Below are 19,357 nucleotides of genomic sequence, written 5' to 3'. Positions count from 1 at the left end.
TAGCGCAAAAGCCCCTAAATATAAAAAACACTTATGCCAGGATTTGAATTATTTGGAGATTTAGAGAGACAACAAGTAAACGATGTATTAGACAATGGCGTTTTAATGCGTTATGGTTTCGATGGTATGCGTAAAGGCCATTGGAAAGCCAAAGCATTAGAGCAAGAATTACAAAACACCTTTAAGGCTAAACACGTACAATTAGTATCTAGTGGAACTGCAGCAGTATCCGTTGCACTAGCTGCGGCAGGTATTGGAGCAGGAGACGAAGTTATTATGCCTACGTTTACATTTGTTGCGAGTTTCGAAGCCATAATGCTGTTGGGAGCCATTCCCATTTTAGTAGATGTGGACGATACTCTGGGGTTAAACCCAGAAGCAGTAAAAAAAGCCATTACACTAAAAACAAAAGCCATCATGGTGGTGCAGATGTGCGGAAGCATGGCGAATATGGATGCCCTGCAAGAAGTGGCCAAAGCTCATGATGTATTGCTCGTAGAAGATGCATGTCAAGCTATAGGGGGTACTTACAAAGGTAAGCCTTTAGGAAGTATAGGCCATTTAGGCTGCTTCTCATTCGATTTTGTAAAAACAATTACTTGTGGAGAAGGAGGGGCAGTAGTTACAAATAATGGACAATATTATACAAATGCAGATCATTATAGTGATCACGGACATGACCATGTTGGAAACGATAGAGGTGCAGAAACACATCCCTTTTTAGGCTATAATTTTAGAATTTCAGAGCTGCACGCCGCAGTAGGTTTAGCCCAAGTAAAGCGCTTACCCGAGTTTTTGGCAATCCAAAAGAAAAACTTCAATATTTTGAGAGAAGCTTTAAGTGAAATACCTGAGGTTACATTTAGAACTGTTCCAGAAGGAGGCGTAGAAAGTTGTGCTTTCCTAAACTTTTTTCTACCAGATTTAGAAACCACAAGAAGCGTTATAAATGGCTTTAAAGCACAAGGTATAGATGTTTGCTGGAATTATTATGATAATAATTGGCATTACATACGCAAATGGGAGCACCTAAAGGAATTAAAATCTTTGTTTCCAATATCACATGAAGTAAAGAATGGCTTAGAGTATCTTAAAACCAAAACATTCGAGATGTCTGACCATTACATCGGTAGAAACATCTCTTGTTTAATAAAGTTGTCTTGGACAGAAGAAGAGGTAAAAACAAGAGCTAATAAGATGGCAAAAGTTATAAGAGCATCTGTTAAATAGCTATTATTAACATTATGTATGGTTTATGTAGTGGTAAATAATTTTTCGTTACTATAGTAATACTATAGCTTTATAATTTCAAAATAAAGCTATGTATACCAACAATATTAAGTCGTTTTTAATTTTACTGTTCTTTACAGGATGCCTATTTAGTCAGCAAATGCCAATAGGTTTTTCTTTCCAATCAGATAATTTTACATCCTTTGGTGGTAGTAGTTTTTCTAGAAGAGTAAGTCCATCAGATGGATCAAATATGGTAGGAGAATTTTTTAATAATGGCTCCGATCCTTGGCAAGGTTTTACTATAGATTTAATACGGTCAATAGATTTAGACTTCCAGAAAACAATTAGTTTAGATTTTTATGCATTTGATCCTAATGGACATCAAGTGATGCTAAAATTAGAGCAAGGCATAAACCCAGATGTAGAAGTAACTGTAAACACTATTGCTGCTTCTGGATGGACTAATCATATAATTTTTGATTTCTCCAATGCAGTATTAAGCTCTGATGGAACAACGCCAGTAAATGCCTCGGGAATATATAATAAGCTTACTATTTTTATTGATGACGGGAGTACAATAGCAGGAACTTACTTAATAGATGATATTGACGATGGTTCTACACCTGTAAACCCTAATAGTCTGGATGTTGTTTATAATGATTTGGTATGGTCTGATGAATTTAATACCTCTGGAAAAACAGCAATAAACAGTTTAAATTGGTTTCATCAAACACAGATTCCAGTTGGTGGAAATTGGTTTAATGGAGAAGTACAACATTATACAAATCGTATTGAAAATGCTTTTGTAGAAAACGGTAATTTAAATATTGTAGCTATAAAGGAATCTTTCACAGATCAAGGAGAAACGAAACAATACACTTCAGCAAGATTAAACTCAAAATTTGCATTTACTTATGGCAGGGTAGACGTTAGGGCTAAGTTGCCATTTGGAGATGGCACATGGCCAGCTATTTGGACCCTTGGAAAAAATATTTCTGAAACAGGAGCTTACTGGCAAACACAAGGTTTTGGAACAACACCATGGCCAGCTTGTGGAGAAATAGATATCATGGAGCATGGTTTGGGAGTAGTAAATCATACATCTAGTGCCATACATACACCCTCTAGTTTTGGAAATACGGTAAATGTTGCATCACAAGAACTTACAGATGTCGCAAATAATTACCATGTATATTCTATGAATTGGTCTCCAGATCAAATTACCTTTCTAGTAGATGATATAGCATACTATACTTATAAACCAGCTGTTAAGAACAGCGATACATGGCCTTTCGATTTAGACCAATATCTTATCTTAAACATTGCCATGGGAGGTATATCTGGAGCTATAGACCCTAATTTCACGCAGAGTAGTATGGTAATAGATTATGTAAGGGTATATCAAAACCTTGGGCTTAGTGTAAATGAAAGTGAATCAGGTCTTTTTAAAATTTTTCCAAATCCAGCTAATGAGACATTACACATAGCATCAAAACATAATGTTGATAAAATTGAGATTTACACTTTATTAGGGAATAAAGTTTTAATCAAAGACCACCCAATGAATTCACTTGATATATCAAACTTAACAAAGGGGATCTATTTACTTATGATTTATTCTAAAAGTAAAATTGAAACTATAAAACTTATAAAGCAATAAACGTAAATACAATATTTGTTTCTCAAAAATGCCTAGGTTTTAAAGAAGTATTTCTATTACTAAATATTCTAACTAAGAATATAACGTTAATTGAAGCATTTCAAGACACAAAGAGGAAGAAAGGGAAAGCTATTTAGCAAGTTGCGTTAAGTCCCTTTTTTTAGTAGTTTACATAATCTACAATTTCTAAACCATATCCAATCATACCAACACGTTTAGTTTGCGCACTGTTGGTTATTAATCGTAGTTTATGTATGTCTAAATCATGAAGTATTTGTGCACCAATACCAAAATCACGAGTATCCATATTTATTCTAGGCGCTTTTAAAACTTCGTTTTCTTTTTGGTTACTTTTTAAAAAATCTAAACGATTTAGAATATTTGTAGCCTGTACTTCCTGATTGATAAATATTATGGCACCTTTCCCAAAATCGTTTACAGCTTTAAACATGGCATTGAGTTGTTCGTCAACATTATTGGTAAGAGTACCTAAAATATCATTATTTATTAAAGTAGAATTTATACGCGTTAGCACAGGTTCATTATTTTTCCATTGTCCTTTTGTAAGTGCTATATGTATTTGATTGTTTGTGGTTTGCTTGTATGCACGCAATCTAAAATTGCCAAAGCGTGTATGGATTTGAAAGTCTTCCTTTTTCTCAATAAGAGAGTCGTGTTGCATGCGGTAAGCAACTAAATCTTCAATGGAAACAATTTTAAGATCGAATTTCTTCGCAACCTCAATAAGCTGAGGTAACCGAGCCATAGAGCCATCTTCATTCATTATTTCAACAATAACGCCAGCAGGTTCTAAACCCGCTAATCTAGCAAAATCTATAGCAGCCTCGGTATGTCCAGTTCGTCGCAAAACTCCTCCTTCTTTAGCAACCAATGGAAATATATGTCCTGGTCTAGCCAATTCAAAAGGTTTTGTATTATTATCTATAAGAGCGTTTATGGTTTTAGCCCTATCACTTGCCGAAATTCCAGTAGTAACACCATTACCTCTCAAATCAACAGATACAGTAAAAGCTGTTTCCATTGGGTCGGTGTTGTTACTTACCATCATATTTAGTTCGAGTTCCTTACATCTATTTTCTGTAAGTGGTGCACATATTAAACCTCTACCGTGAGTAGCCATGAAATTTATCATTTCAGGAGTTACCTTTTCCGCTGCAGCGACAAAATCTCCTTCATTCTCTCGGTTTTGGTCATCAACAACAATAATCACTTTACCTTTTCTAACATCTTCAATGGCATCATGAATAGTGTTTAACTTAAAGATTGTATTGCGTTCTTTGGTCATAGGTTCTGCTATCATATTGCAAAGATATTGCTTATTTTAAACTATCTAAACAATTTTGTTTTAAGTCTTCCTTTATTTTATACCTTAAAAAAACAAACGTAATCATATACAATACAATTCCAATGACAAGTAAGAATGCATTAGGTGTCCTTTTTGGAGTGTTAATATGTTTGTAGAATGTAGAAATGTTAACAACCGATTTTATATAATAAACAGCAAACAAAACTAGAGAAATTATGCTTAGTTGAATTGATGCAGACTCTAAAGAGGGCAACTTGTTGTTTTTAAATACGAAGTGTAGCACCAATAGAATAATACCAATACAATACAGCGTTATTGTAAATTTCGAGTGGTCGGTATAATCCTTAGAGATATTCTGGGATATCTCAAAATCATTGTTCGTAAATATACCTTTCTCTTGGAGTTCTTGTGTAGAAACCTCTCTACTGTTTAATAATTTGATAGCTTCATACCTTGTAGTTTCAGAATATCCTAAAGTTTCATAATTTGTTATAGCATCAAAGAGTTTGTCGTTGGTAAAGGATGATAAAAATTTGAAATTCTCTTTGTCTTTTTCTTTAATTCTAAAGAATTTTTTTAGAGGCACCGTAATGCTATCAAAATCAAAAAGTCCTTTGTCAGCAGTTGCGCGTATTGTTAAAAATACACTTAAGGGAAGCATAATTAGTGTTGAAAACCAACTTGCTAAAATAGGGTTAAAACTACCGTTTTTTGCACTATTCATAGCAAAAATCCCAATGAAGTGGTAGGTTAAAAATAATAATATGGCAATAACCATTGGTAAGCCAATACCTCCTTTTCTTATTAGGGCGCCCAAAGGAGCTCCAACAAAGAATAATATGATACAAGCGAAAGGAAGTGCCAATTTTTCATGAAATGAGATGATATGCCTGTTATACCATTTTATTTCTCTATCAAGAGGTTCCTCTCTATTTTTAATAAGTAGATCTATACTGTTAATAGCACTTATGGCATTAGTGACAATTTGAGAGTTTTTTTTGTTGCTGAATAAGTCAGTTAACTCGCCTGCGTAAATAGAATCTAATGGAATTGTATTTTTTTTAATCCCTTTTTTATTTTTTTCAATAGTATATTCATCGTTTTCTATCTCTCTTTTTGTGAATTTCTCAGGAGATGAAAGTGCTTGTAGAGGTTTAACAGATTTGCTAATACTAGACCTCTGATACATCACATTACCAAAATCGCTCATGGTTTTATCGTGCTTTATGGTAAGGGAATCAATAGTATAGTCTAATTCCGAAATATTAAGCATGCTGTATTTGTTAGAATAAGACTTATCATCAATATCCACTGTATTGAGGTTAGATAAATCGATATTCATCGTATAAACCTCAAAGCTGCTCTTAGCAAAAGGATGCTTTTTTCTATTTTTTATTTCTTTGGGAAAGATATCCTCATAAAAATTACCATCATGTAGCACCAATTTTAAAACATTAGAGTTTTCGCTACTTACCAGCTCTCCTGTTTTAGCGGTAATGGTAGTTGCGTTTTTTTTACGATCGCTCCCTTTTTTATGAATGACAACCTTTTCTAAAAATTGCCCTCTGTCTCCAGATTTTTTTGCAACCTTAATGTTATAGGGAGTGGATTCTATTTCGTTAAACTGTCCTTCAGCAATAGCCATAGATGGTTTTACCTTGGCTAAATTTTTTCGTAGATTAAAAAAATTATACTCTCCCCATGGAATTACATTGTTAGAAAACCAAAAAGCAACGAACCCTAGTGATACAATAAATACACCTAAACTGGCCATTGCACGTTGCAAAGAAATACCAGTAGATTTCATGGCGGCGAACTCGTAGTTTTCTGCAAAATTACCAAATACCATAATAGATGTTAGCAATATGGTAAGCGGCAATACTAGCGGTATGAGTTTTGGTAAACCATATATGATAAATTTTATAATGGTACTTAAATCTAAGTCTTTACCAGCAAGCTCTTTTATGTATAGCCATATCATTTGTAAAACAAAAATCAATAGCAAAATAGAGAATACACTTAAAAAAGTTCTAAGATAAGTGGTAAGTATGTAGCGATCTAATATTTTCACAGGGTAAAGACTACCTAATCAATTTTATTGATGTAATAATCTTGATATTTAGCTTCATCAAAGGTAAACAAGGTTTTTGATAATGGTTCGTTCGTTTTGAAAGAATTAACGGTTAACGTTGTTTTAGTACCATTTTTACCAACCTGAATTAAGTTGTAGATATGTTTTGTGGCTGCATCAACTCCCAAAAGGATATAATCGATCTCAGAGTTTGAATCAATTGGGGTAAGTTTTACATATTGAATCTTTCGTCCTTTTATATTCTGAACAATATCCATAGCATAAGTATAACCATCTTCATAAAAAGAAAGCATTTTACTTGGTGTAATTGCATCCTCTTCGTCTTCTGTTTGTGTTGTGATGGTTACCTCTTCATCTTCTGGACTTATGCTGTAAAGCGTTTTACCATCGTAAAGACGGGTAATCCCAAGGATGTTTAGTTTGTATTTTTCGCCTTCTAAAACAACATCCCCTCTGGTTTCTTGCTTTATATTTTCAGAGGTGTTTTCTAAAATATATTTAAAATCAATAGATATATTGTCGTAACTTTTTACTTTTTCAGAAACTTCATTTAATAAAGTTTTTCCTTTGTTTTGGGAAAACCCAGAAAAGGTTAAAAATGCAATACATACTATGGTAATCAGCTCTTTCATGTTTTTATTTAATACAAAATTACATATTTTCATTTTCTAATAGCTCATCAAGAGATGCTAAATCAGGTACTAACACTTGTCTTGCCTTACTACCTTCAAAAGGCCCAACGATACCAGCGGCTTCTAATTGATCAATTAAACGCCCAGCTCTATTGTAACCTAATTTTAGTTTTCGTTGTAGTAAAGATGCAGATCCTTGTTGTGCTGTTACAATTACAATGGCTGCTTCTTTAAACAATTTATCTCTATCCTCAATATCTATATCAAGACTTGTGCCACTTTCTTCGCCAATATATTCAGGTAGCATATAGGCATCTGGGTATGCTTTTTGGGCTCCAATAAACTCAGTGATTTTTTCTACTTCAGGAGTATCAACAAAGGCACACTGTACTCGTGTAATGTCATTGCCTTGCGTGTATAACATATCACCACGACCTATCAACTGGTCAGCTCCAGAGCCATCTAATATGGTTCTAGAGTCTATTTTTGAGGTTACTCTAAACGCAATACGAGCAGGGAAGTTTGCTTTTATTATACCTGTGATTACATTAACAGAAGGGCGTTGTGTGGCTATAATTAAATGAATGCCTATGGCTCTAGCCAATTGGGCTAAACGTGCAATAGGGGTTTCCACCTCCTTGCCAGCAGTCATTATTAAATCAGCAAATTCATCTACAACCAAAACAATGTAAGGTAAGAATTGATGCCCATCATTAGGATTTAGTTTTCGAGCTTTAAACTTCTTGTTATACTCAGCAATGTTTCTACACATGGCGTTTTTAAGAAGCTCGTAACGGTTATCCATTTCAATACATAATGAGTTTAATGTATTGATAACCTTTGTGTTATCGGTAATAATAGCCTCTTCGCTATCAGGTAATTTGGCTAAGTAGTGCCTTTCAATTTTATTAAAAAGCGTGAGCTCTACTTTTTTAGGGTCAACCAAAATAAACTTAACTTCAGCTGGGTGCTTTTTATAGAGTAACGATGTTAATACTGCATTTAACCCAACAGATTTACCTTGCCCTGTGGCACCAGCCATCAACAGGTGAGGCATTTTTGCTAAGTCTACAACTAAAGTTTCGTTACTTATGGTTTTTCCTAGCGCAATTGGCAATTGCATTTTAGATTCCTGAAACTTTTTAGACGCAATTACCGATCGCATAGAAACGATGGTTGCATTTTTATTAGGCACTTCTATACCAATAGTACCTTTTCCAGGAATAGGAGCAATAATACGTATACCTAGTGCAGAAAGCGATAAAGCGATATCATCCTCTAAGTTTTTAATTTTAGAAATACGAACACCAGCCTCGGGAACAATTTCATAAAGAGTTACTGTTGGTCCAATGGTAGCTTTAATACTGGCTATCCCTATTTTATAGTTATTTAAAGTTTCAACAATTCTATTTTTGTTTTCCTCTAATTCTTCTTGATTTATAGTAATGCCCCCAGTATCGTACTTTTTTAATAAATCGATATGCGGAAATTGATAATTGCCCAATTCTAAAGTAGGATCATATAAACCAAAATCTTCAACAAGTTTATTGGCTAGGTTATCTGTTTCTGTAACTTCCTCTTTAATGGTCTCAACCTTTATCTCCAATGCTGTATCTTCCTCAGGTTCTGGTTTCGCAACTTCAACTTTAATGGGTGTAGCATCTTTAACAGTAGTCTCTTTAGGTTTTACAGGTTTATCTTTTGGGGTATTGTCTAATGGAATGTCAAAGGCAGTTTTTATGGCTTCGGCTTCTTCAGACAGGTTGTTGTCTACTACAAAAGTCTCTTGCTTTAAATCAGACAACTCATTTTCAATATCTTTCTTGGCAGTGGAGAATAAGCGTTTAAAGCTTTCAAAAGTTACCTTAAATCGCATGGCTAGATACGTGATAAAACCTAAAATTAATAGTAGTACAGTCCCTATTTTACCAATGTAATCTTGTAAAAAACTATTAACTTCAAAACCAATAGTACCGCCCAAAATATCATGCTTTGAAGAAAAGAATCCTAGGCATATGGAACACCAAATCATGATTAAAATTCCCCAAAACCAGTGTGTCCTCAGTTTTCTTTTTTTTATGTCCATTAAAACATAAATACCAGACAGGAACACCAAACCAGATAAAATAAAAGCAGCTATTCCAAACCCACGATGAATAAAGAAATCGCTTAACCAAGCACCAATTTTACTAAGCCAGTTTTTAGCTTCTGTATCACGTGAGGCAAATTCTGAAAGGGCACTCTGGTCTGCTTTACCGGTAAAGAAAAAAGATATAAAAGACACACAAAGAATAATGCCAAAGATGACCAAAAAACTACCAAAAACTAGCTTTTGTTGGCTAGACAACTTAAAGCTTGGTTTTTTTAATTTTGGTTTAGTAGGTTTTTTAGTTTTGGTTCTCTTCGCCATTGGTATGCGCTTAGTTTAAGCAAAAATACAAATTACTAACGTTTATCCTAGGTGTATTAGTATTTTTTAAAAATGGTTTACAGGTATACGGCAATACGATTTTTATAAAGGGTTTACCCAAATACCTATTCTATAATTTGGTTTAAATGATGACTTAAATGCACTACATAGTCTTCCATTAGGAACTTTAGGTTAGAACTGATATTATCATCCAACCTAACTTCGTAACTCAAAGTGTTTTTGTTTTGAGCATTCATGAGAAATACGATTCTCTCATTTAGCGCTAACCATAATTGAAGTAAAGCCTTAACGTCAGTATTTTGATAATTATTGACTTCCACTAATTCATTTTGCCTATACTTTCTTATTGTATATGGTTTATCTTCAAATTGAATTTCGGTAAACCTCTGTAGGTTATTGATGGCAGAGTCAATCAAATGTCCTAAAATCTCTTTTTTAGACCATGTTTTTAAAGACGATTTTTGGGAGAGTTCTAATGATGATGCATTAGAGATATAACGTACACCATTGCTTATAAGCAATTTAAGTGTATCTATAGTGTCTTCCATAAATTTTTTACAGTTTGGGGATGTATATGATGCAGCCCATGATGACAGCACAAATAGCAGCAATAAACACAGCACCTGCGGCAACATCTTTAATGTAACCTATTTTTTCATGGTACTCTGGGTGTACAAAATTGGCAACTTCCTCAATGGCAGTATTTACTCCCTCAATGCCCATCACTAAGGCGATAGTAAGAATTTGTATGAGCCATTCTGTTTTTGATATTTCAAAATAAAATCCAGCTATAGTTACTAAAATAGCAATTACCAGCTGGATTTTTATACTAGATTCTTTAGTAATTAATAAAACTGCACCTTTAAAGGCATAGCCTACGCTTTTTAATCGGTTTATTAAAAAAGATTCTTTTTTAGGCATTGTAAAGCGCTTCTAAAGCTGCTTTGTAATTAGGTTCTTCTCCAGTTTCTGGCACTTGCTCGTTATAGAGTACTTTACCATCTGTATCAACAACAACAATACTTCTTGATAATAAAGCATCAAAAATTCCAGTAGTAAACAACACACCATAATCTTTACCAAACTGCCCAGTTTTAAAATCAGATAGCATTACTACATTTTCTAATCCTTCAGCAGCACAAAATTGCTCTTGCGCAAATGGTAAATCTCTAGAAATACACAATATTTTAGTGTTTTCTAATTCGTTGGCTTCTGTATTAAACTGTCTAACAGAAGTAGCACATACGCCAGTGTTTACACTAGGAAATATATTTAAAATCAATTTACTGCCTTTAAAATCAGCTAAGGTTTTTGTTGACAAGTCTATTGCAGTTAATTTAAAATCTAAAATTTGAGAACCCACTGCAGGAAGCTCTCCGATAGTTTCTACTGGGTTACCACCCAAGGTAATATTGGCCATTTTATTATTTTTAATTAGAACTCTAAAAGTAAGCATATTTATGTTGTAACACATAATTAATTAAATATCTTTAAGAAATAATTATGGCAATACTTTTTCACTATTTAAAAAAACTATTGAATTTTCAAAAGCTATAAGTTTTGTCAATTTTAATATAATTTATAAAGATGTTCTACAGCTCATGTGAGGACATTTTATCACTAATTTTGAGTAAGTAAAAACAAGAGTACTAATTAAACACACAATAAAAAATGCACAATTCAGACAGTAACGACATCAGCAAGTGTCCATTTATGAGTGGCACCCAGAAACAGACAGCAGGAGGCGGTACCAGAAATAGAGATTGGTGGCCTAACGAAATCAAATTAAACATCTTAAGGCAACATGGAAAAGATTCAAATCCTTATGATAAAGACTTTGATTATGCTAAAGCATTTGAAAGTATAGATTTTCCAACGTTAAAACAAGAGGTTATAGATGCGATGACGGATTCTCAGGATTGGTGGCCAGCTGATTATGGACATTACGGCCCATTTATGATTCGTATGGCATGGCATAGTGCAGGTACGTATCGAGTAGGTGATGGTAGAGGAGGAGGAGCGTCTGGTACACAGCGTTTTGCACCTTTAAACAGTTGGCCTGATAATGGAAATTTAGATAAGGCACGCTTACTGTTATGGCCCATAAAAAAGAAGTATGGCAAAAAATTATCCTGGGCAGATTTAATGATCTTGGCAGGAAACTGTGCGTTAGAATCTATGGGATTTAAAACCTTTGGTTTTGCTGGTGGACGAGAAGATGTTTGGGAGCCAGAGCAAGATGTGTATTGGGGAAGTGAAACAGGTTGGTTAGACAACGACGATCGTTATGATACTAGTGATGGCGATTTAGAAGGACATTTAGGTGCGGTACATATGGGATTAATATATGTAAACCCAGAAGGCCCTAACGGAAACCCAGACCCGATGAAATCTGCACACGATATTAGAATTACATTTGGAAGAATGGCAATGAACGATGAAGAAACCGTTGCATTGGTTGCAGGGGGACACACCTTTGGAAAAGCCCACGGTGCTGCAGATCCTGATACATATGTTGGACCAGAACCCCATGGTGCTTCTATAGAAGAAATGAGTACTGGTTGGAAAAACACCTATAAATCAGGAGTGTTAGATGATGCTATTACCAGTGGGTTGGAAGGTGCCTGGACACCAAATCCAACACAATGGGATCATGATTATTTTGATGTGTTATTAAATTACGACTGGGAACTTACCAAAAGTCCAGCAGGGGCACACCAATGGACGCCTAAAAATCCAGATGCCAAAAAAGCACCAGCTGCTGGTGGTAGTGGTACACAGGCATTAATGATGTCTACAGCTGATATGGCATTAAAAACAGATCCAAAATACTTGGAGATCTCAAAACGTTTCCACAAAGATCATGCAGCTTTTGAAGATGCTTTTGCAAGAGCTTGGTACAAATTAACGCACCGTGATATGGGACCTATAGACCGTTACTTGGGGCCTGAAGTGCCGCAAGAGGAGTTAATTTGGCAAGACCCAATCCCAAAAGTAAGTTATACGCTTAGTGATGCAGACATAGTAAAACTAAAGAAAATGGTTCTAGCTTCTGGTTTAACTATTTCTCAAATGGTTACAACTGCATGGGCTTCAGCATCTACTTACAGGGATTCTGATAAGCGAGGTGGTGCTAATGGCGCACGTATTCGTTTGGAACCTCAGCGCAGTTGGGAAGTAAACAATCCAAAAGAATTACGAAGCGTATTAAAAGTTTTAGAAGGCATACAAAACGATTTTAGTGGCGATGTTTCTATGGCTGATTTAATTGTCTTAGCGGGAAATGCAGGAGTTGAGGAAGCCGCAAGAAATGCGGGTCATAATGTACAAGTGCCATTCTCTCAGGGTAGAGGCGATGCATCTCAAGAACAAACAGATGTAGAGTCTTTTAGCTATTTAGAACCTTTAGCAGATGGTTTTAGAAACTACATTAAAGATAGTTTAAATGTAGCTGCTGAGGATTTATTGGTAGATAGAGCCAATTTAATGAATTTATCTATTCCAGAAATGACAGCTTTAGTAGGAGGTTTACGTGTTATGGGAGCAAACTACGATGGTTCTAAACATGGTGTATTCACAGATAACATAGGTCATTTAACCAACGATTTCTTTACAAATCTTTTAGATTTTGCGTATACATGGAGTGCGACGTCATCTAACGATCGTGTTTTTGAAGGCAAGGATAGAAGAACAGGTATTTTGAAGTTTACTGGAACACGAGCTGATTTAATTTTTGGATCCAATACAGAATTGAGAGCCATTGCAGAAGTATACGGAGCCAATGATGGAGAAGCGCAATTTGTAAATGATTTTGTTGCTGCCTGGGCCAAAGTAATGGATGCTGATAGGTTTGATCTATAATAGTAGAATTGGTTAGTAGATAGAAATTGGGACAAACATAGCATTATGCTTGTCCCAATTTTATTTTAAGTTTAAAATATTATGAATGATACCGCAGCTTTTTTTGGAGCGATACAAACGGGAGACGTCAACCAAATAGCAACACTTTTAAAATCTAATCCTGACTTGGTTAATGCGAAAGACACTAGAGGATTCACACCACTAATTTTTGCAGCCTATTTTGATAAAAAGGACATAGTTGAAACACTTTTAAACTATAATGCTACGGTAGATGCTGCGGATGGTTCTGGAAACACAGCACTTATTGGTGTTGCTTTTAAAGGGAATACAGATATAGCAAAGCAATTACTTAATAAAGGCGCGAATATTAATGCACAAAATAACTTGGGGTATACCCCTTTGATTTTTGCCAGCATGTATGGACAAACTAAAATGGTAACCTTGTTATTACAACATCATGCCGATGTCACCATACAAGATAATGAAGGTAAAATTGCATTGGATTATGCTGAAGAAAAGAAGTTTCGGGAAGTTATTGGATTGTTGAATTGATTTTTTTGAGAGTTTTGTTTAACTGTCTAGTGTATGATTTCGTTGCGTGGTCTAATACTTAACTTTGCAAGTAGACACTAAGCTGAAAACATATAGGTTGCTGAGTGAGTTATATAAAAAGGCATTGAAATGTTGATAATGCTGCGCGTTAGCCAACATTCCACCACCACATTAGCATTATGATATAATTAAAAATAAAATAGTAAATTTAAATTCATCTAAGGTACTTGCTTAAACAATGGCTTTTCATAGAAGCCATTGTTAGCTGTAGTTTTTGATTTTCAGGATAGACTTTTTTGTTTTATCCCAGATACTATTATTCCAATTTACTTTAGTACTGAATTGCTCCAATTGTTCCTCATTCAGATTTAAAAGTAGAGACATCATCACAAGAAAAGGAATATCTGCTCCCCAATATTTGTCCTTTCCGTCTACAGATATTACTTCATCAAAAAACATCTTGATGTCCGCTTTATTGTTTTCCAGTAATTGTTCTAATTCACTAATATTGTTTATTTGAAGGTACTTACTTATTAAAATAATATTAGAAACATATGTATCATCAATAATACTGTTATAATTAAACCCACTTTCGATTCCTATATTTTTAATTTCATTAAATATTCCTTCTTGCTGTGATATACGATTATTTAAGGTTAAAAGATTTATTTTTTCTTTTCCAAGTTCTATACTGTTTAGAGAATTAATTTGATTTTCTAGATTCTCATGTTTATTACGAATTTCTAAGAATTGTTCATCTGCTAATTCAAATAATCCAGCTAATCGAAAAAGTTTACGATTTAATTCTTTTGGAATATCATAGTTTTTTTTATAATAAAGTTCATGGGATATTGATGCCCAAGAATGTTGTAATACAGTACGTACTTGTATTTCAGCATTTAGAGAATTAAACCGTTGCCATTCTTCTAATTCCGCCCTTTTATTGTTTACTTTAACGATATAATGTCTAGATAAATACCCAAATTCATTACTATCGTAAATCTTTTGCTTATTAATTGAATTATTTTTGTCGACCTTAAAATTTTTATTTATAATTTTCTCAACAATATCTAAATCATCGTCATAATAAATTATAATTCTTATTCCCGAAATATCTAATATATCGGATGAAACATCATTAATGTTTTTCCTTTCAATTTTTTCTTCAAGACTTTCTAATGTCTTAGTTCTTTTTTCTACAATATGGTATTTAACTGAATTTGATTCTAGAAGAGATTTTAGCAATTCATAAAGCATTCCTGTGTATGGTTTATGCTTCTTAATAAATTCTTGAAGTTCTTTCTTTTTCATCTAACTTGTAAATTACAGCTAATGTGTTGACGGATATGCGCCGTTATGATACTGAAACGAGTTCAGTACAAGTGGCCTATATCCGACGTTAAACGAAGATGGTTGAATTTTTTTACAAAGTCAATTTTGAAGAAATAAAAAAGCCACCTCAAAAAGAGATGGCTCTAGATATAACACTTCTCTTTTTCAATTAAGTATCAATAGTCCCCATAACACGACTCATAAAACTATTTAATGCTTCTTTTTTTGGTGTACCGTCCTTAGTTATTTTATTAACTTCAAGCGCTCCATACATATTAGAGATCAATTCGCCTATAACATTTAGTTCTTCATCTTTTAGAGAGGGTACTTCAGTTAAGGCTTCTAGGGTTTCTATCGTTTCCACAATAAAATCCTCATCGTTATCTTCTATAAAATTAGTTAAATGTTTAATTACTGGTAACTTCATGCACTAAATCTTTTAATACATCAAACTTGTTAGTTTGCACTTGGTTTACAAAAGTGCCATTTTTAAAAGCTGCAAAAGTTGGTAGATTATCTACAGTTGCTAACTTTCTAGATTCAGGGAATTTTTCAGCATCTGCAATAACAAAAGTTACATCTTCTAATTCAGAAGCTAACTTTTTTACTTTTGGTTTCATAATGCGGCAATTGCCACACCATGAGGCAGAATATTGCACTACAACCGTATCATTACCTGATACCAAATCTTGTAAATTGTCTTGTTCTAATTCTTTTACCATAACACTATCAATTTTAAAATTCCAAATTCCAAAGATGGTATTGGAACTTGGAATTTAGATTTTGTAATTTGTATAATTATACATGTGCCGTTAAATACTCAGCAACACCAGCTCTATCAGCATTCATAGCTTCTTTACCCTCTTCCCAGTTTGCTGGACAAACCTCTCCTTTTTCTTGAACATGGGTTAAGGCGTCTACTAAACGTAAATACTCTTGCACGTTTCTTCCTAAAGGCATATTGTTAATGCTTTCGTGTTGTACAACACCTTCTTCATCTATGATATAAGTAGCTCTGTAAGTGACATTGTCTCCATCTACAGTTACGACCCCAGTCTCCTCGTTGTAGGTTTCGTTTGTAATGTCTAAAATACTAAGAGTAGAGGCTAAGTTTCTGTTAGAATCTGCTAAAAGCGGATAAGTAACTCCCTCAATACCACCATTGTCTTTCTCAGTATTTAACCACGCAAAATGTACTTCTGGAGTGTCACAAGATGCCCCAATTACAATAGTATTACGTTTTTCAAATTCCCCTAGAGCAGCCTGAAATGCATGTAGTTCTGTTGGACATACAAAAGTAAAATCTTTAGGATACCAAAATAGGATAACCTTTTTCTTGTTGTTTATTGCTTCTTCTAACACGTTTAACTTAAATGTATCGCCTAAATCGTTCATTGCATCTACATGTAAGTTTGGAAATTTTTTTCCTACAAATGCCATAGTTGTCTATAATTTATGTTTATTAATATTTTATTTAAATGCAAAACTATCATTTAAGAACAGCTATGAAAGTAGATTGTAATTATTAAATCTTATTGATGGATAGTAATTGAGTATCGGTTCAAAAACCTGCACTGTTTTTTAGGGATTATATAAAAATTCAGCGCTATAATTATCAAATTGGCAAATGAACCTATGCTAAGTGAAGCATTTTATTTAGCTTTTGAAAGTTGTTTGATTTTTATGCTAAGAGCTGCAAAAAGTAGTGTCATAAACGGACTTAGAATACTGAAAAAAGCGTAAGGTATATATGCGGTGGCACCTGCATATCCAAACAAGACCTTTGAATGGTAGGCTCCACAAGTATTCCAAGGAATTAAAACAGAAGTTACTGTTCCTGAATCTTCTAGTGTTCTACTTAGATTTTCAGGGGCTAAGCCTCGATCTTCATAAGCCCTTTTGAACATTTTACCAGGCACAACCAAAGCAAGATATTGATCAGATGCAGTTAAATTTAAAGCTAGACAACTCGCCACAGTACTAGCAAAAAGACCAAAAGTAGTTGTCGCCATTTTTAATAATGATTTTGTAATTCTAGATAGTGCGCCTATGGCATCCATTACACCTCCAAAAACCATAGCACAAACAATAAGCCAAATAGTTCCAAGCATACCACTCATTCCGCCTGCGGTAAATAAATCATTTAATTCTTTGCTACTAGTTTGTACAGAAGTGTCAACAGTTAAAGCATTCATTACTCCTTTGTAAGCAGATTGAAAATTTAAGGAATCAGCACCAGCTATACTGGTAACAATATTTGGTTGAAAAATAATAGCTGTAACCCCACCCAAAAGCGAACCTGTAAGAAGTGCTATCAACGGTGGTGTTTTTTTTATAATCATGAAAATCACGATTATTGGAATTATAAATAGCCATGGGCTTATATTAAAAGCACTACTTATAGCTTGCAATTTATCATCTATTTGTGGTGTCCCAGAAGTATCTATATTTAAACCTATTACTATAAAAGCAATTAGAGTGATAACAATAGTTGGAATAGTAGTTAAGGACATATATTTAATATGTGAAAAAAGCTCGCCTCCAGCCATTGCAGGGGCTAAATTGGTAGTATCGCTCAAAGGAGACATTTTATCTCCAAAATATGCTCCTGAAAGTACTGCTCCAGCTGTCATACCCACAGAAATACCTAATGTTTCTCCAATACCTACCAGGGCAATACCTACTGTTGCTGAAGTAGTCCATGAACTTCCAGTTGCAATAGAAATAATTGAACAAATGATGACACAGGCTGCTAAAAAAATTGTAGGATTTAGTATTTGAAGCCCATAATAAATCATTGTAGGTATAATTCCACTAATTAGCCATGTTCCTGCTAAAGCACCTACCATTAACAAAATTAAAAGAGCTCCTGTAGTAGATTTTACGTTTTCGGCTACTTCATCAAGCATTCTCTTATAACTCACTCTATTTTTAAAACCTACTATTGCAGCTACAGCAGCTCCCAATAATAAAATAAACTGATTACTTCCATTTAGTGCATCATCTCTAAAAACATAAATATTATAAGCAAGCATAGCTACTAAGGCAAAAATAGGTATCAATGCTTCCCAGATATTCAATTCGGTGTTTTCAATAATATTTTGGTCGTTGGCTTTAAATTTGGAAATATTCTTATCGTCTTTCATAACAGCTTTTTGGTTAGGTAATGTTACGATTTTATTAATTTCTTTCAAAATGATGTGATGCTTTAAGTATTTCAAATCATTGTTTTAGACATTTTAACAACTGATGCACTTTTCCACTGGTAGTATTGTTTTGGTAGGTTAACATTATTTATAATGTGAAGGATTATATTGATGAGAAGGAATAAATAAGAGTGATAGTTAATAAAAGGTTTAAAAAAAATAAAATTTAGTTACTGTTTCTCTGATTTTTTATAGATATTGTAATACGTTTATTGCTAAAACAAAAAAATGAAAAGGATTTTCTCTCAATTCCTTTTGTTGATATGTGTAAACTTGTGCGCTCAAGTTGGCATTGGAACCACTATGCCATCATCTACCTTAGATGTTAACGGTTCTTTATCTGCCAATATCACAACAACTTCTGGTAATTTAACTTTAGATGATACTCATTACACCGTAATCCTTGGAGGTAACCACAATATTACTTTACCAGTGGCAGATACTTGTAATGGAAGAATGTATGTGATAAAAAACCCGACAACTAATACGCCTACAGTTTCTAATTATCAGGATTTAACAGGTACGGTAACTACAACAATTGGTAGCGAAACAACAATAACATTGCAAAGTGATGGTGTTAATTGGCAGCAAATAAGTACTAACAAAATTACTTATGAAAAAGTTGTAATATGGGCTGAAGAAGCTTCAGATTTAGGCAGTAATTCTATGGAATGGAGTTATGCTAATGGGGATACAGGCTTTATAGGTATACCGTTGCCAGAGGCTTGGGAAGCCTACGCTGTAAGCTTTCATGCTGATAATACATCTAACGCATCCAACACGATGCTTATGGCTGTTGTAAATATTTCAGGAAATGGCGCCTATACAGAATTTTTTAGATTTACAGCTTCAGGAGCAAACGATAATTTAGCTTATACGGAGATTTTAACAACTCCGGTAACCATACCAGCTGGGACGACTTTAGGATTTAGATCTATCACAGAAACTGGAAATATAAATGGTGCCAGAGTTGCAGTATGGCTTAGACGGATACCATAAATAAAAAAGTTAGTTAACTTAGCTGGCTTTAT

Annotated in this window: 17 protein-coding genes; 5 read left to right on the top strand and 12 right to left on the bottom strand. The window is 34.1% G+C overall.

What is annotated here, in order from left to right; all coding sequences use genetic code 11:
- The first annotated feature begins 33 nt into the window (after positions 1 to 33).
- Both JS605_RS06420 and JS605_RS06415 read left to right on the top strand, forming a co-directional pair.
- Entirely contained in the window at positions 34 to 1,230 is a 1,197-nt protein-coding gene (locus tag JS605_RS06420) for a DegT/DnrJ/EryC1/StrS family aminotransferase (protein WP_203256875.1), read from the top strand.
- Positions 1,231 to 1,321: 91 nt separating this feature from the next.
- The gene (locus JS605_RS06415) at positions 1,322 to 2,893 is read left to right on the top strand and encodes a family 16 glycosylhydrolase (protein WP_239000285.1); all 1,572 of its coding nucleotides are present in this window, start codon (positions 1,322 to 1,324) and stop codon (positions 2,891 to 2,893) included.
- A gap of 160 nt (positions 2,894 to 3,053) precedes the next feature.
- Here the strand turns inward: JS605_RS06415 and ribB are convergent, their stop codons facing one another.
- From ribB to tpx, 7 genes are all read right to left on the bottom strand, one after another.
- Entirely contained in the window at positions 3,054 to 4,214 is a 1,161-nt protein-coding gene (gene ribB, locus JS605_RS06410) for a 3,4-dihydroxy-2-butanone-4-phosphate synthase (protein ID WP_239000284.1), read from the bottom strand.
- 16 nt (positions 4,215 to 4,230) lie between these two features.
- Entirely contained in the window at positions 4,231 to 6,291 is a 2,061-nt protein-coding gene (locus JS605_RS06405) for an LptF/LptG family permease (protein ID WP_203256874.1), read from the bottom strand.
- A 14-nt stretch (positions 6,292 to 6,305) separates the two neighbouring features.
- Positions 6,306 to 6,944, bottom strand: a complete 639-nt coding sequence (locus JS605_RS06400; RefSeq protein ID WP_203256873.1) for a LolA family protein — start codon at positions 6,942 to 6,944, stop codon at positions 6,306 to 6,308.
- 19 nt (positions 6,945 to 6,963) lie between these two features.
- Complete coding sequence (locus tag JS605_RS06395) at positions 6,964 to 9,354, bottom strand: DNA translocase FtsK (protein WP_203256872.1); 2,391 nt, start codon at positions 9,352 to 9,354, stop codon at positions 6,964 to 6,966.
- Between the two features lie 125 nt (positions 9,355 to 9,479).
- Positions 9,480 to 9,923, bottom strand: a complete 444-nt coding sequence (locus JS605_RS06390) for a DinB family protein (RefSeq protein ID WP_203256871.1) — start codon at positions 9,921 to 9,923, stop codon at positions 9,480 to 9,482.
- A 7-nt stretch (positions 9,924 to 9,930) separates the two neighbouring features.
- Positions 9,931 to 10,296: a diacylglycerol kinase family protein gene (locus tag JS605_RS06385; protein WP_203256870.1), complete on the bottom strand. Its 366-nt coding sequence runs from the start codon at positions 10,294 to 10,296 to the stop codon at positions 9,931 to 9,933.
- Complete coding sequence (gene tpx / locus JS605_RS06380) at positions 10,289 to 10,795, bottom strand: thiol peroxidase (RefSeq protein WP_203256869.1); 507 nt, start codon at positions 10,793 to 10,795, stop codon at positions 10,289 to 10,291. Before tpx ends, JS605_RS06385 begins: the two co-directional genes overlap by 8 nt.
- A gap of 251 nt (positions 10,796 to 11,046) precedes the next feature.
- On the opposite strand from tpx, the gene katG reads away from it, so the two are divergent.
- Together katG and JS605_RS06370 are read left to right on the top strand one after the other, a co-directional pair.
- Positions 11,047 to 13,236: a catalase/peroxidase HPI gene (gene katG / locus JS605_RS06375; protein ID WP_203256868.1), complete on the top strand. Its 2,190-nt coding sequence runs from the start codon at positions 11,047 to 11,049 to the stop codon at positions 13,234 to 13,236.
- Between the two features lie 81 nt (positions 13,237 to 13,317).
- Positions 13,318 to 13,788 carry an ankyrin repeat domain-containing protein gene (locus tag JS605_RS06370; RefSeq protein WP_203256867.1) on the top strand — a complete coding sequence of 157 codons (471 nt, stop codon included), beginning with the start codon at positions 13,318 to 13,320 and terminating at the stop codon, positions 13,786 to 13,788.
- Positions 13,789 to 14,049: 261 nt separating this feature from the next.
- Here the strand turns inward: JS605_RS06370 and JS605_RS06365 are convergent, their stop codons facing one another.
- The 5 genes from JS605_RS06365 to nhaC all read right to left on the bottom strand — a co-directional run bounded on the left by JS605_RS06365 (position 14,050) and on the right by nhaC (position 18,266).
- On the bottom strand, positions 14,050 to 15,099 hold the full coding sequence (locus tag JS605_RS06365) for a GTP pyrophosphokinase (protein ID WP_203256866.1): 1,050 nt from the start codon (positions 15,097 to 15,099) through the stop codon (positions 14,050 to 14,052).
- Between the two features lie 190 nt (positions 15,100 to 15,289).
- A complete protein-coding gene (locus JS605_RS06360) occupies positions 15,290 to 15,547 on the bottom strand; it encodes a DUF6952 family protein (protein WP_203256865.1) in 258 nt (85 codons plus the stop codon).
- Positions 15,528 to 15,842, bottom strand: coding sequence for a thioredoxin family protein (locus tag JS605_RS06355; protein ID WP_203256864.1), 315 nt, complete (start codon positions 15,840 to 15,842; stop codon positions 15,528 to 15,530). Before JS605_RS06355 ends, JS605_RS06360 begins: the two co-directional genes overlap by 20 nt.
- Before the next feature lie 76 nt (positions 15,843 to 15,918).
- Positions 15,919 to 16,560, bottom strand: coding sequence for a peroxiredoxin (locus tag JS605_RS06350; protein WP_203256863.1), 642 nt, complete (start codon positions 16,558 to 16,560; stop codon positions 15,919 to 15,921).
- A gap of 212 nt (positions 16,561 to 16,772) precedes the next feature.
- Complete coding sequence (gene nhaC / locus JS605_RS06345; RefSeq protein ID WP_203257380.1) at positions 16,773 to 18,266, bottom strand: Na+/H+ antiporter NhaC; 1,494 nt, start codon at positions 18,264 to 18,266, stop codon at positions 16,773 to 16,775.
- A 288-nt stretch (positions 18,267 to 18,554) separates the two neighbouring features.
- Between nhaC and JS605_RS06340 the strand changes: the two genes are divergently transcribed.
- On the top strand, positions 18,555 to 19,325 hold the full coding sequence (locus JS605_RS06340; RefSeq protein WP_203256862.1) for a hypothetical protein: 771 nt from the start codon (positions 18,555 to 18,557) through the stop codon (positions 19,323 to 19,325).
- The last annotated feature ends 32 nt before the right edge of the window (positions 19,326 to 19,357 follow it).

The organism is Hyunsoonleella ulvae, assembly GCF_016827605.1.
In the GTDB taxonomy this organism is placed as follows: domain Bacteria; phylum Bacteroidota; class Bacteroidia; order Flavobacteriales; family Flavobacteriaceae; genus Jejuia; species Jejuia ulvae.
The sequence above is the reverse complement of the archived record's forward strand: the minus strand, read 5'-3'. Positions and strand labels throughout refer to the sequence as shown.